This window comes from Bowmanella yangjiangensis, assembly GCF_018531185.1.
In the GTDB taxonomy this organism is placed as follows: domain Bacteria; phylum Pseudomonadota; class Gammaproteobacteria; order Enterobacterales; family Alteromonadaceae; genus Bowmanella; species Bowmanella yangjiangensis.
In genome coordinates this window covers 85901-100135 of the sequence record NZ_JAHDJU010000002.1, presented here as the reverse complement: position 1 = coordinate 100135, position 14235 = coordinate 85901, and the positions used below count along the sequence as shown (strand labels likewise).

13 protein-coding genes are annotated in these 14235 nt (G+C 50.0%); 12 read left to right on the top strand and 1 reads right to left on the bottom strand.

The features are described from left to right. The first annotated feature begins 2 nt into the window (after window positions 1–2). From tssL to tagF, 3 genes are read left to right on the top strand one after another with little or no spacing between them, the layout of a single operon-like run. On the top strand, window positions 3–1364 hold the full coding sequence (gene tssL, locus KJY73_RS09995; RefSeq protein ID WP_214343501.1) for a type VI secretion system protein TssL, long form: 1362 nt from the start codon (window positions 3–5) through the stop codon (window positions 1362–1364). Window positions 1365–1388: 24 nt separating this feature from the next. Next, the gene (gene tssM, locus KJY73_RS09990; protein WP_214343499.1) at window positions 1389–4952 is read left to right on the top strand and encodes a type VI secretion system membrane subunit TssM; all 3564 of its coding nucleotides are present in this window, start codon (window positions 1389–1391) and stop codon (window positions 4950–4952) included. Between the two features lie 9 nt (window positions 4953–4961). Further along, window positions 4962–5639, top strand: a complete 678-nt coding sequence (gene tagF, locus KJY73_RS09985) for a type VI secretion system-associated protein TagF (protein WP_214343497.1) — start codon at window positions 4962–4964, stop codon at window positions 5637–5639. Window positions 5640–5643: 4 nt separating this feature from the next. On the opposite strand, the gene KJY73_RS09980 is transcribed toward tagF, so the two are convergent. Beyond that, entirely contained in the window at window positions 5644–5928 is a 285-nt protein-coding gene (locus KJY73_RS09980; RefSeq protein ID WP_206595626.1) for a hypothetical protein, read from the bottom strand. Between the two features lie 265 nt (window positions 5929–6193). Between KJY73_RS09980 and KJY73_RS22050 the strand changes: the two genes are divergently transcribed. The 9 genes from KJY73_RS22050 to tssG all read left to right on the top strand — a co-directional run bounded on the left by KJY73_RS22050 (window position 6194) and on the right by tssG (window position 14215). Then, the gene (locus KJY73_RS22050) at window positions 6194–6268 is read left to right on the top strand and encodes a 4Fe-4S binding protein (RefSeq protein ID WP_206595674.1); all 75 of its coding nucleotides are present in this window, start codon (window positions 6194–6196) and stop codon (window positions 6266–6268) included. 12 nt (window positions 6269–6280) lie between these two features. Next, complete coding sequence (gene tssA / locus KJY73_RS09970) at window positions 6281–7315, top strand: type VI secretion system protein TssA (RefSeq protein WP_214343495.1); 1035 nt, start codon at window positions 6281–6283, stop codon at window positions 7313–7315. 35 nt (window positions 7316–7350) lie between these two features. Then, on the top strand, window positions 7351–7854 hold the full coding sequence (gene tssB, locus KJY73_RS09965) for a type VI secretion system contractile sheath small subunit (RefSeq protein WP_206595624.1): 504 nt from the start codon (window positions 7351–7353) through the stop codon (window positions 7852–7854). A gap of 32 nt (window positions 7855–7886) precedes the next feature. Next, on the top strand, window positions 7887–9380 hold the full coding sequence (gene tssC / locus KJY73_RS09960; protein WP_214343493.1) for a type VI secretion system contractile sheath large subunit: 1494 nt from the start codon (window positions 7887–7889) through the stop codon (window positions 9378–9380). Window positions 9381–9453: 73 nt separating this feature from the next. Continuing rightward, a complete protein-coding gene (locus KJY73_RS09955) occupies window positions 9454–9936 on the top strand; it encodes an Hcp family type VI secretion system effector (RefSeq protein WP_206595622.1) in 483 nt (160 codons plus the stop codon). Between the two features lie 70 nt (window positions 9937–10006). After that, window positions 10007–10798, top strand: a complete 792-nt coding sequence (locus tag KJY73_RS09950) for a type VI secretion system accessory protein TagJ (protein ID WP_214343492.1) — start codon at window positions 10007–10009, stop codon at window positions 10796–10798. 24 nt (window positions 10799–10822) lie between these two features. Continuing rightward, window positions 10823–11353 (top strand): type VI secretion system baseplate subunit TssE, encoded by a 531-nt coding sequence (tssE, locus tag KJY73_RS09945; protein WP_214343491.1) that lies wholly within the window; start codon window positions 10823–10825, stop codon window positions 11351–11353. Between the two features lies 1 nt (window position 11354). Beyond that, a complete protein-coding gene (gene tssF / locus KJY73_RS09940; RefSeq protein WP_214343490.1) occupies window positions 11355–13232 on the top strand; it encodes a type VI secretion system baseplate subunit TssF in 1878 nt (625 codons plus the stop codon). Beyond that, window positions 13196–14215, top strand: a complete 1020-nt coding sequence (tssG, locus tag KJY73_RS09935) for a type VI secretion system baseplate subunit TssG (RefSeq protein WP_214343489.1) — start codon at window positions 13196–13198, stop codon at window positions 14213–14215. The genes tssF and tssG overlap by 37 nt, the downstream gene beginning before the upstream one ends. Window positions 14216–14235 lie beyond the last annotated feature (20 nt).

Below are 14235 nucleotides of genomic sequence, written 5' to 3'. Positions count from 1 at the left end.
TTATGGTTAATGATGATCTTGACCGCACCCTGATAATGCCGTCGCCAGGCCGACGTCGCAATGTCGCAGAGGAGCCTCCTCAACAACAGCCCGCAGCAACCTCTGTGCCGCCGATATCGCCACAGCCCAGACAAATATCCGATCAGGATTCACCCGATGTGACTATGTTAGGAACATCAGGTAACCATGTATTGCTAAATGCGGCCACCATGATCTTTTCGCTGGCCAGGCAGCTCCGCAGCACCTTACAACATAGCGACACGCTGGGTTTACAGAACCACATCACGGGTCTGATGCGTAGTTATGAACGCACCTGCATAAGCCAAGGTGTAGCCCCAGATACAGCCTTAGAAGCCCGTTACATTCTGTGCGCCTTTATTGATGAAATTGTACTCAATACGCCATGGGGACATGCCAGTCATTGGAGTCAGAATAGCCTGTTGAGCTCTTTACATAACGACACGCGGGGAGGGGAACGATTTTTTCAAATTCTGGCAAACAGATCAGAAAACCCAGGGGCAAACCAAGCCATTCTTGAGCTCATGTATCACTGCCTGAGTCTTGGCTTTCAAGGCAAGTTTGCCGTTCAGCAGAATGGTCAGGCCGCCTTACAGCAAATCCGTACCGGCCTTTATCAAACACTCAGACAGGTCATGCCATTACCCGCACCAGAGCTATCAGAGCAATGGCAAGGGGTGCAGGATGGGCGCCCAGTGATAGCGAAAATGTTTCCCTGGTGGGTAGTGGCGGCAATCTTATCGGGAATCTTAATGCTGACCTATATCGGCTTCTATTTTTCAATCAATGAGGCCTCAGATGAAACCTTCTCCCGAATCGGCCAACTAGGCAGGGAAATTCCGCAACTCGCCCAGGCTGACGATACTGCGCCGGTGCTGGTGGAACCATTAGATAACGCCCTCGACCCAGACACCTTATTACGAACTTTACAGTCTAGTCTGGCTGGCGAAATAGCGGCTCGTCAAATCAGCTTATCCAGAGAATCGGGCGGCATAAAGATAACTGTGCACAATAAAGGGCTTTTTGCCTCTGGTAACGCCGACGTATCCTCCACTTACCAGCCCACTTTCAAACAGATAGCCAATGCTTTGAGAGACTTACCCGGCCCGATTTTGGTCTCCGGCCATTCAGATAGCCAGCAAATCCGCACACTTAGGTACCCTTCAAACTGGCATTTGTCTGATGAACGAGCCAGAGCCGTAGTTACCGCTCTGGTCAACAACGGTATGCAAAAAGAGCGTTTGGTCGCGCAAGGTAAAGCAGATACCGAGCCAGTCGCAGACAATGCCACCCCACAAGGACGGGAACAAAACCGTCGTGTGGAAATACTGATACGCACCTATTGAATGACGTAGGGAACGACAATGGGAATGCTGAAAAAACTGTTTTCCTGGTTAACCAACAAATGGGTACTGTCCATTTTGGGTTTACTGATTTTATGTTTACTGATTTGGTACGTCGGGCAGATCCTGGCCTTTGGCAGTTGGATGCCATTGGCGGACGATACCACTCGCACCCTATGTATCCTGTTGGTCGTTGCCATATGGGTGGTCATCCAACTACTCAAGGTTATCCGCCATAAAAAAGCCAATCAGCAAGTCATTCAGGGCTTATCTGCAGGCAGCCAGCAAAATAATCTGAGTAATAGCGAAGTGGCCTTGCTGCAAGAGCGTTTTCAACAGGCAATGCAAACCTTGAAAAAGTCTCGTTTGGGGGGCAGCTCTGGACACAAATATCTCTATCAGCTTCCTTGGTATGTCATTATTGGTCCGCCTGGTGCAGGTAAAACTACCGCGCTCAAAAACTCCGGCTTGCGTTTTCCATTGCAGGAAGGATTCGGTTCAGATCCTGTTAAAGGCATTGGCGGCACCAGGAATTGCGATTGGTGGTTTACTAATGAGGCGGTTCTGCTCGACACGGCGGGGCGCTACACCACACAAGACAGCGATGAATCGGTTGACAAGACGGCCTGGCAAGGCTTTCTCGGGTTGTTAAAGAAACACCGTCGGCGGCGGCCGCTGGATGGCGTAATCGTCGCTTTCAGTTTGATTGATCTTATCTCACAGACCCCTGACACCCGACGACTGCACGCCAGAGCCGTCAGACGCAGGCTTAAGGAGCTAAGCGACAGCCTGAAAGTACAAGTACCTGTATATGTCATCTTTACCAAAACTGATTTACTGGATGGATTCACCGCATATTTTGACGACCTCGGAAAGGTAGAACGAGAGCAGGTATGGGGCATGACCTTTCCCCTGAGTGTTTCAGAAAATCCTGCACAATTTATTCATACTTTTGAACAAGGTTATGACCAGTTGATCGGCAGGTTGGCTGATGGGCTGCTATCCAGACTGGACGCCGAACACGATGTACAACGACGCGCTGCATTACACGGTTTTCCCGAGCAAATGGCCTCGCTTAAACAATCCCTGCGAGATTTTATCGGTGAGATTTTTGCCCCCAATGTTTACGACGACAAACCCATGCTCAGGGGGGTGTATTTTTCCAGCGGCACTCAGGAAGGCAGCCCAATCGACAGATTGATCGGTGCCGTTTCCAGAGCCTTTGGGCTGACCCGACAGGCAACCCCCGCATACAGTGGACCAGGGCGTAGTTATTTCCTCACCCGGCTGATGAAGGATGTGATCTTCAAAGAAGCAGGTCTGGTAATCAACACCGGATTTTGGGCAAGAAACCGGGGCACAATAGAGCGTATAGGTTATGCCGGTGCCGTTGTCCTAACTTTGCTGATGATGCTCGGCTGGTACTGGAGCTATCAGAACAATCTGGATTACATTCAGCAGGTGGAAGAGCAGGTGAACCAGTATCAGGCTGTGGCCGGTGATCTGGTTGATAGTCGTGGCGACATCAACGCAATCCTGCCTTATCTAAACCTACTTAGAAGTATTCCCGGGGGATATGCAGACAAAGATAGCAGCCCACCTTTATCTATGGGGCTTGGCCTGTATCAGGGGGACAAAATTGGTCCTATCGCTGTCGATGCTTATCGGCGAGCGCTGAACGCAGTATTGCTGCCCAGGGTGATGGCTCGTCTGGAACAACAGTTGGAGGAAAACAACCGCATCGAACAAAGCGATTTACTCTATGCAGCCCTGAAAGTGTACCTGATGATGGGCAATCCAGGCCGCTATGACCAGCAAGAGGTTGAATCCTGGGTCACCACAGACTGGGCCAATCAGTTTCCAGGGGTAAACAATAGCGAACCCCGAGATCAGCTCATAGGGCACTTACAGGCATTGGTTGAAGCTGACCTTCCGCAGGTCAGATTACAGGGATTGCTGGTTGAACAGGTACGTAAAACTCTGACCAGGCAAAGCCTTTCTGAACGAGTATATGGGCAACTAAAACGCAGCGCCCAGGCACGCTCCATTCCCCTTTGGAGAATGGTAGACAATATCGGTGCCGATGCGGCTCACTACTTCCGTTTTCGCAGTGATGCCCCAATGAACAAAGGTCTGCCGGGTTTCTTTACCCTGACTGGCTACAAGGACGTTCTGCTTGAACAAGGGCCTATGTTGACCGCGTTGGCCGCAAAAGAAACCTGGGTGGTCCGAGATGAGCAACGCGAGGATTTATCTGACGAACAAGTGGATGCCTTGTTTCAGGATGTGAGCAAATTGTACTTCTCCGAATATGTCCGCACCTGGAACCTATACCTGCAGGATATTGATATTGCACGTTTCAACTCTTTTGCTGACGGAGCGCAGAAAGTAAAGGATTTATCCGCCGAGATGTCGCCTATTCGGAGCTTGCTGGCGCACGTTGGAAAGCAGACTACACTGGTGTCGTCATCGGCTGACTTGATTGATGCGGCAGGTAAAACAGATCGACTGAATAGCATTACCAATCGGGTCTCGTCATTACTCTCCAAAGCATCCGAAGCCGAAGCACTCAACGCCAATAAAGATCCGGCCGCCCTGGTAGACCGTCAGTTCGCCCGCCTACACGAAATTTTAAAGGAACGGGACGAGGTACAGGCCCCGATTAAGGCAACGCTATCAAACCTCAATGAACTGTTTATTGCGCTGAGCACAGTTGAGGCAACCATCAACTCTGCCGCTATGGGAATTAGCACCAATGATGCCAGCTCGGCCCTGCAGGGGGTTATCCGGCGAATTCAGTTGGAGGCAAGCCGCCAGCCAGAACCACTCAAGCAATGGCTGAATAGTCTGGTCAGAGAAAGTAATATGGTGTTTGTTCGTGATGCCAGACAGCGTTTTAATCAGGTATGGCAGGCCTCAGTAGCAGGATTTTGTCGCCAGGCCATAGACAGTCGCTACCCCATCGCCCCCAACAGCCCCGATGATATCAATGTCAGTGACTTCAGCCGTTATTTTGGCCCTTCAGGACTGCTGGATGAATTCTTTAACCGCTATCTGGCCGGATTCATCGACACCAGTGTGAAACCCTGGGCATTAATAGAGAATGCCGGCGCTAAACTTGAGGTTCCTGACCAAGTGGTGCGTTATTTCGAACGGGCCGCAGATATTCGCCAAACGTTCTTTATGGGGGGAGCTAATCAACCCTACTTCAGTTTTCAGATCACGCCTTTGCAATTGGATGCCTCAGCGAGCCAAAGCCTGATAGAAATGGGCGATCAGCGGCTGGTCTATCAGCATGGTCCAACCCGATTAACCCAAATGGTGTGGCCACCCACGGGGGGGCTAGAACGCTCCAGATTTTCCATCAGAACCCTAAGTGGTAACAGCACGGGTATCGCCACCGATGGACCATGGGCATGGTTCAGACTTATTGATAAGGGTGAAACCCAGGCAACATCCACCAGAGACAGGTTCAGGGTTAGCTTTCAAAGTGATGGTCTGCAAGCCAGTTATGAAATTAAGGCTGGTAGTGTGATCAACCCATTTAACAAACAAGTGATGCGCAGCCTGGGTTGTCTGGACAGCCTGTAAGGAATCAAGATGCTGATAGAAAGACCGGGCTTTTATGGCAAGCTGCCGGGTAAAGGAGACTTTATCAGGCGTAACCTGCCCAATGACATGGTCACGTCCTGGGATCAATGGCTACAAGCTGCCATTGAGTATAGTCAGGCCGTGCTGGAGGATAGTTGGCTCCGTCATTATCTGGTCAGTCCAATCTGGCGCTTTGCGCTATCTCCCGGCTTACTCAGCACGCACCCAATTACCGGTGTAATGATGCCTAGCGTGGATAGCGTCGGCAGACATTTCCCATTAACCCTCGCCCAGGCCCTAGCCATTGAAACAAACATCGTCGATTTTGCCAGCCAAGCCGACAATTGGTTTGAGCGCATGGAAGATGCCGCCCTATATGCCTTGTCCAGTGACTTTGACATGCTGGCGTTTGAGCAGCAACTGGAAGCCATTCCGGCGCCGGCGCTTGCCAAGCCAGCTTCTCCAATTGGTAATAGTCTGCAAGGATGGACATTAGACACCCATAGCGGAGCGGAGTTGGTAAGAGGGAGCATAGTCACACAGATGCAATCCGTGTTGGAAAATCAGTACCCGGGTTTCAGTATTTGGTGGAGCCTGGGCTCTGAAGACATCGAGCCCGTGTTTTTGCTTTATCAGGGGCTGCCCCCGCCAGAAGCGTTCAGCGCCTTTATTACGGGTCGGTGGTGAATAGCTAAGTGGCGGGTACGTATTTAAGTGCAGCCTCATCCTTGTCGGAATACACATAGCATCCAGCCCATTCTCCGGCCATCACAATGGCCACGGGAACAGGTGCACCACGGCTAAATTTAACCTTTCCAAAGGCAATTAATGAGGTTTCACGGATCTGGTTTTCCTCAACATACGCCTTCCATTTGTCCTTATCGGTGCGCTCAATTAAACAGCCCGTATCTGCAGCCTGTTTCAGCTTGCCCACCAACACATGGTAGTCAACCTCAACTATTGAAGGTTGTCCCATATTACCTCCCATCAGCTTGTGTCCTTGGTTAGTTACTCTAACCCATTAGTTGAATTTTTAGAAAGCCTGCATTTTCCCTTGGCTTTCACGCCCGGCTCCCATCAGTGACAGCGCATTAAGCAAATATAACGTCCCACCTATTCGCCGGATAAAAACGTTTTTTTAACAAATTTCAGCCAATTTCTTGCTGAAACGCATTTGCTGAACCAATATTTCTTCTGCTGATCAGATTGGATGGAGTCATTTGGTCATTGTTATTTAACAGATTTTATCACTGTTAGATTGTTGGGATTGTGGCCTATGCCTTGAAGTCTGTCCAACAGTTAAGATGGAATTTTAACCAGTAGCTCGTATGACAGACGTAAACATTAGCCAGTTTCTGACCCCTATTTCAGATGAAACCCCTGCCGGGGACAATTTGGAATATGAGCAACCATTTACCGAGCTGGAACGCTTGGCCAAGGGTAAACCAGAACAGAGTTTTGGTGACGCCAAAGTCGATGCCGAACCTCCGGACTGGCGGAGTGTTAAAAGCAATGCCCTAACTTTACTGGAGAGAAGTCGCGACTTGCGCTTGGCGATATTTCTTTGCCGGGCACTACTCAACTTAGACGGAGTGGGGGGCTTAAGGCAAGGCCTGCAGTTAACCCAAGGCTTATTGTTGGAATTTTGGCCAACCCTACACCCGCAATTAGATCCTGAAGACGATAACGACCCGGCACTGCGCATCAATACCCTGCAAACCCTTTGCGATAGAGAAGCCACCTTGTCCAGCCTGCTGCGCACCCCTTTGGCCAGTTCAAGAATATTTGGGGCCATAGGATTACGTCAGGTCCAGATCGCCAAGGGCCAGATCAGTGATGACTCAGCAGACGGGCCGGACCTCGCGGCCATTTCGGCCACCTTTATGGATTGCCCAATTGAGGATCTGCGCCAAACAGCGGATGACCTCAATGGCTGCCAGCAAGCCCTCACAGGCATAGATAACTTTTTGAACGACACTTTGGGTGCTAGCCAGGCTCCCGATCTCTGCGCCTTGAAAACCCCACTGACCGAGGCTCTCGCTGTGGTCAACGAATATTTAGCACGCCGGGGACAAGACACTGAGCAGAGTACGGAAGAGTCAGCACAAGTTCCCGAGCAACAGGCACCAAGCATGAATGGTGAAATTAACAGCCGGGAAGATGCTACCCGGCAGATGGATCGCATTATTGAGTATTTCCGCAAACACGAGCCATCCAGTCCAGTTCCTTTGTTACTGCAAAGAGCCAAGCGTTTAGCCACCCTGGATTTTCTGGAAATACTGCGGGATATGGCCCCGGAAGGGTTACAGCAAGCCAGGAATGTCGGGGGATTGGACAAATCTGGCCTAGATGAAGATTCCTGACTATGTTTAAACATCAACCGTAAGGAGTACAAAAAATGGCCAAGGCAAGCAGCCAGAAATTTATCGCCAGAAATCGTGCACCCAGAGTGCAAATTGAGTACGACGTAGAGCTGTATGGCGCGGAAAAGAAAATTCAATTGCCCTTTGTAATGGGGGTGATGGCCGATCTGTCCGGAAAACCCAGTGAGGCGTTGCCACCAGTCGCTGATCGTAAGGCATTGGAAATAGATGTTGATAACTTCGACGACCGCCTGAAGGCGATAAAACCACGGGTAGCATTTCAGGTTCCGAACACCCTGACAGGCGAAGGCAATCTCAGTATCGATATCAGTTTCGACAGTATGGATGATTTCTCGCCTGCCGCGGTTGCCCGCAAAGTAGATGGGCTCAAGCAATTACTCGAAGCTCGTACCCAGTTGTCGAACCTCATCACTTATATGGATGGAAAAACGGGAGCCGAAGAGCTTATTGGCAAAATCATGAATGATTCGGCGCTGCTGCAGTCTTTGCTAGCCGAGAAAAAGCCGGCCGGCGAATGAAGTAGCAACGGAAAAATGGAGTACTTGTCATCATGACCGAAGTAAAAACTGAAGCGCAGCAAGAAGTAGCCGAAAAAATTGAAGCCAGTGATTTTCAGTCGTTATTGCAAAAAGAATTCAAACCAAAGTCTGATCGCTCCAAAGAAGCGGTAGAAACGGCTGTTCAGACACTTGCAGAACAACTTCTGAAAGATACCGCCGTTATATCCTCTGACGTCATTGGTACCATTCAGGCATTGATTGCCGAGATAGATCAAAAACTGTCAGACCAGGTCAATCTTATCCTTCATCACGAGGATTTTCAGAAGTTGGAAGGCACCTGGCGGGGTTTGCATTATCTGGTGAACAACACCGAAACCGATGAAATGCTCAAGATTCGGGTAATGAATATTACCAAGAATGAGTTGGGCAAAACCCTGAAAAAATTCAAAGGCACGGCTTGGGACCAAAGCCCTATCTTCAAGAAAGTCTACGAAGAAGAATATGGGCAATTTGGCGGCGAACCATACGGTTGTCTGGTGGGTGATTATTATTTTAGCCACAGTCCACAAGATGTAGAACTACTCGGAGAAATGGCCCAGGTGTCAGCGGCGTGCCATGCCCCTTTCATCACTGCTGCTGATCCCTATCTGATGCAAATGGATTCCTGGCAAGAGTTAAGTAACCCAAGGGATTTAACCAAGATCTTTCAAACCCCGGAATATGCCGCCTGGCGTTCACTGCGAGAGTCAGAAGACGCGCGGTATTTAGGCCTAACCATGCCCCGTTTCCTGGCCCGCCTTCCTTATGGTGCCAAAACCGATCCTGTGGAGGAGTTTGATTTTGAGGAAGATACCGAAGGGGCCGACCACTATAAATACACTTGGGCAAATTCAGCTTATGCGATGGCGGTCAATATCAACCGCTCATTCAAAATGTATGGCTGGTGTTCTCGTATCCGAGGCATTGAGTCAGGTGGCGCAGTTGAAGCGCTTCCCACCCACACCTTCCCAACAGACGATGGTGGCGTGGATATGAAGTGTCCAACCGAAATAGCCATCAGCGACCGTCGTGAAGCAGAGTTGGCCAAAAATGGCTTTATGCCGCTGATACACAAGAAAAACTCTGACTTCGCCGCTTTTATCGGCGCGCAATCTCTGCAGAAGCCATTTGAGTATGACGATCCGGACGCTACCGCCAATGCGAACCTCGCTTCGCGATTGCCTTATCTGTTCGCCAGCTGCCGGTTTGCTCATTACCTCAAATGTATCGTCAGAGATAAGATCGGTTCCTTTAAAGAACGTGAAAGCATGCAGAAATGGCTGCAGAACTGGATTATGAATTATGTGGATGGCGACCCCGCCAACTCCACCGAGGAAACCAAGGCCAGAAAGCCGCTGGCTGCTGCAGAAGTGGTAGTGGAAGAGGTGGAAGGAAACCCTGGCTACTACACTTCTAAATTTTTCTTGAGACCGCACTACCAGTTGGAAGGGTTAACGGTCTCGCTTAGGTTGGTATCACGCCTGCCGTCTGCAAAGAGTGCTTGATATCGGATTATTGTGACGTAAGAAACCAGAGCAATCCTGCTCACCATGGAAATGAAACTAGAGGAGAGTCGTCATGGCAGTTGATATGTTCATTAAAATTGAAGGTATCGAAGGTGAATCAAAGGACAAGGCCCATAGTAAGGAAATAGACGTACTTGCCTGGAGTTGGGGAATGTCACAGTCAGGTAGTATGCATATTGGCGGTGGCGGTGGCGCCGGTAAAGTCAGTGTGCAGGACTTGTCATTTACTCATTGGTTTGACAAATCATCTAACAACCTCATGCTCTACTGTGCCAACGGTAAGCATATTCCCACCGCAACTTTAGTGGTCAGAAAGGCAGGTGAAAATCCCCTTGAGTACATCAAGATCACCATGACGGATGTGCTTGTCACCTCAGTAAGCACAGGTGGAAGTGGTGGTGAAGACAGATTAACTGAAAATGTCAGTCTGAACTTTGCCAAAGTGAAGGTGGAATACAAGGAGCAGTCCAAAGACGGTTCTGGTGTTGCGGGTCCAGAGTTCGGCTGGAACATCGAAGAAAACGTAGCCGCCTAACAAGCGTGGATACCGGGCTTAGGTTATCTCAACGGGCCCGGTTTACTCCTACAACAATGGATTTTTCCCGATGTCTAATGCCGAACAATGCCTCAAGCAAGGCGATCTGCCTGCGGCACTCAGCGAATTGCAAGCCGCCATTAAACAGCAACCCGCCAACCTTGAGCTACGCGTATTTTTGTTCCAGCTTTTGGCATTGATGGGCGAATGGAATCGCGCCCTGTCACAACTTGACGTGCTTAAGAATCTGGACGACGCCAATCTGGCCATATACCACACCTATAAGCCGGCACTGTTTGCCGAAGTGATGCGTAGTGACGTGTTCACCGGTCGGCGCTCTCCTTTGTTATTTGGCCAACCCGAACCTTGGATGGCGCTTTGCATTCAGGCACTGAATGCCTCCGCGCAGCAACAATATGCGCAAGCCGAAGCGCTCAGAAGCGAGGCATTCGAGCTAGCTCCGGCTTCCTCGGGTCAGGTAGACGGACAGAGTTTTGCCTGGATAGCCGATGCCGACAGCCGTATCGGGCCTTTTTTAGAAGCCATAGTTCAAGGCACCTATTACTGGATCCCCTTTAGCCGCATTCAACGTATCGACCTGCAAGCACCGGAAGATTTGCGAGATTTGGTCTGGTTACCAGTGCATCTGACCTGGACAAATGGCGGGCAAGATGTGGCACTGCTGCCAAGCCGTTATGCAGGGTCGGAGAAGAGTGAAGATAGCCAAATCCAAATGGCTCGGAAGACCCAGTGGCAAGCCTGTGGTAATGAATATCAGGGTGAAGGGCTACGCCTGCTGGCAACGGATACTGACGAATATCCTCTGTTGTCCATTCGCCAGATAATACTCAATAACGCGTAGTGGCGAAAAAGCAGGACAAGGATGATGGCTGAGCTTTTTCAACAACATAAATTACAACCTTCTTTACTGGATAGGCTAACCGATGACGTCTTAATGCAGCAAACACCCCAAGGGGAGTCGCACAAAGCATCCGACAACATCGAGAAGTTCTATATCAGCACCCGAAAGCTGCGCGAGGTTGTTATTCGTGACTTATCCTGGCTACTTAATACCGTCAATCTTGAGAGCGTAGAAGATTTGTCGGCCTATCCTCTGGTTGCTAAGTCTGTGGTGAATTACGGCGTACCAGAATTAACCGGCAGCATTGTCTCGCAATTAGATGCGTCTAACTTACAAAAGCAGTTGCATCGAATCATCTTGTGCTACGAGCCGAGAATTCTGCCATCCACGCTAAATGTTCGAGTAAAAAAGACCGGGCAGATGTCCAGAAATGCCCTACGTTTTGAAATTGAGTGCGATATCTGGGGCCAACCTGTTCCAGAGCATCTCAGCGTCCAATCTGAGCTGGATTTAGACACCGGCGCCATCACGTTACATAAGCAAAAAGCAGGCTGATATGGATCCTCTTTTTCTAAGACATTACGAGCGGGAATTGCAATTCATTCGGGAAATGGGAGCAGAATACGCCGCTGAATTCCCGCGCATTGCTGGGCGCTTAGGAATTGAAGGGGTAGAAACCTCAGACCCCTATGTAGAAAGGTTGTATGAAGGTTTTGCCTTTCTTGCTGCCCGTATACATATGCGTATTGATGCAGAGTATCCCAGATTTACACAAAACTTGATGAATATTCTCTACCCACAGTATCTGGCACCAACCCCGTCCATGGCTGTCGTACAAATTACCCCGGAGCCCCAGGCCAGTCTCGAAAAAGGCTGCAAAATACCCCGGGATACCGCACTCAAGGGTAACCGTAGAGAAGGAGATCAAAGCGCCTGCGAATACCGCAGTTGTCATGATGTAACGTTATGGCCGGTAGCCATTAGTGAGGCCAGTTACTTTACCAATATGGCGCTGATAAAAGACATGCCAACCCCTGGCCACAAGCCCAAGGCCGGACTTAAATTAACCTTTCAAAGTACAGATGAGCAGCCTTTGCCAGAAGGCTTCCTCAACCACATAAAACTTTATCTGGCAGGCCATTCGCACCTGGCAGCGCGGCTGTATGAACAACTGTTCGCCAATACGTGCACAATTTTGGCGTGCTCACCGTCCCCTGATGAGAACTGGTTGGAGAACTTCACGCCACAGCATTTGCAGCAAGGCAGCCTCGATAATCCGCAGGGTATGTTTCCTGATGATCCTCGTAGCTTTTCCGGCTATCGATTGCTGCGTGAGTATTTTGCCTTTGCCGACCATTTGCTATTTGCCGATTTCACGACGCTAGGTAAGAAACTCAAAGGTTATCAAAGCAAAACCTTACAATTGATTGTGCTGTTTGACCGCCCAGATCCGGAATTAGAACAGCGCCTATCAGCGGAGGACTTTGCCTTATTTTGCACACCCGTAATTAATCTCTTTCCTAAACGTTCCGACCGTATTCACCTAAGTACCCGAGACGAAGAGTATCACCTGGTAGTAGATCGCACCCGCCCCCTGGATTTCGAAGTGTTTCAGATCAACAAGGTGAAAGGGTATGGCGATCAGGCAGACGACCAAAAGGAATTTCTGCCGTTTTATGCCTGTTATGACCTGACCGATTTTCCCGAGCATTCCGCCTTTTATACTTTCCGCCAGGAAAGACGGCGTTTATCCACCCACCAACGCAGACATGGACCACGCTCTAATTATATAGGCAGCGAGACTTTTGTTTCCTTAGTAAATGGCAGAGAAGCCCCGGAACACGGCGGATTTAAACAGTTGGAAGTCCACACATTGTGCACTAACCGTGACCTCCCCATTCATATGCCGGTAGGTAAGGGCAGCACCGACTTTACCCTGGATGTCAGTGCCCCTGTAGCCAGCATTCGCTGCATAAAAGGCCCCACTAAACCTAGACCCTCTCTGGCCCATGAGCAGGGTGAGTCGGCCTGGCGACTGATCAATCAGTTATCACTGAATTATCTGTCGCTAACCGACCAGGATAACAAGCAAGGCGCGGCGGCACTGCGCAGCATTCTGAAACTCTATGGTGACCAGCAAGATCCGGTAATCAGCAAACAAATAGACGGCTTACGTTCGATTCAGACCCGGCAAGTCACCAGGCGTAAACCAGGCGGCGGGCCTATTGCCTTTATCAATGGCCTGGAGATCACCCTGACCTTTGACGAAAGCGCCTTCTCAGGGGCCAGCTGCTTCCTGCTTGGGGCGGTTTTAGAACGTTTTTTTGCACTTTATGTATCGATTAATTCCTTTACCCAAACCCTGGTCACAACTCAGGAACGTGGAGAGATTGCCAGATGGCCCATAAGAGCGGGACAACGTCAGGTTATCTGACGCTCTACCGACAATTACAACAAGAACCCTTTAAGTTCGGGTTCTATTCCGCCCTGCGCAAAATAGAAAGGCTGGCGGATGGCGATCTGCAGCTTGGTAAAACCGCCCGGCCCAAAGACGATCCCATCCGCTTAGGCCAAACACCCTCTATGCTGTTCGCCCCCTCCACGCTATCGGAATTTATCAGCTCAGGGCGGCACAAACCTAAGCTAGATGTGTTGTTTTTTGGTTTGTACGGACCCAATGGACCACTGCCACTGCATCTGACGGAATATGTCCGGGATCGCTTGCGCAATCACGCCGACCACAGCATGGCTCGCTTCTGCGATATTTTTCATCACCGGTTTTTATCGTTTTTCTATCGTAGCTGGGCCGACGCCCAACCCACAGTCAATCTGGACAGACCCCAAACCGACAGGTTTGTGATGCGGGTTGGGAGCTTGATGGGTATTGGCATTCCAGAATGTCGTGCCAGAGACAGCTTACCTGACTTCGCCAAACTGCATATGGCAGCCAGAATGGCCCAGCGTAATAAGAACGCCGAAGGCTTGTGCGCCATGATCAACCATTATTTCGGCCTTGCAGTAACCCTCGAATCCTTTGTCGGTCAATGGCTCAGCATAGACACCAGCGAACAGCTTTGCTTGGGCCGCAATGCCGAGTCAGGCCAGTTAGGCATTACCAGTAATTTGGGCAGCAGGGTATGGCAATGCCAGGGCAAATTCAGATTAATCCTGGGGCCCATGTCATTGTCGAAATACCAGACGTTTCTACCTGGCGGCAAGAATTTATGCAGGCTGAAAGACCTGGTTAGACATTATTTGAACGATGAACTGGACTGGGATATCAGGCTTATTCTGGCGCAAGAGGAAGCACAGGGAGTCAGGTTGGGACAGTCTGGCTCACTGGGCTGGACAACTTGGGTACTTGCCAATATGCCCAAAGAAGACCTACAAGACCTTGTTCTGGCAGGGCAAGCGTAGATAAATAATGGGAGAACAAT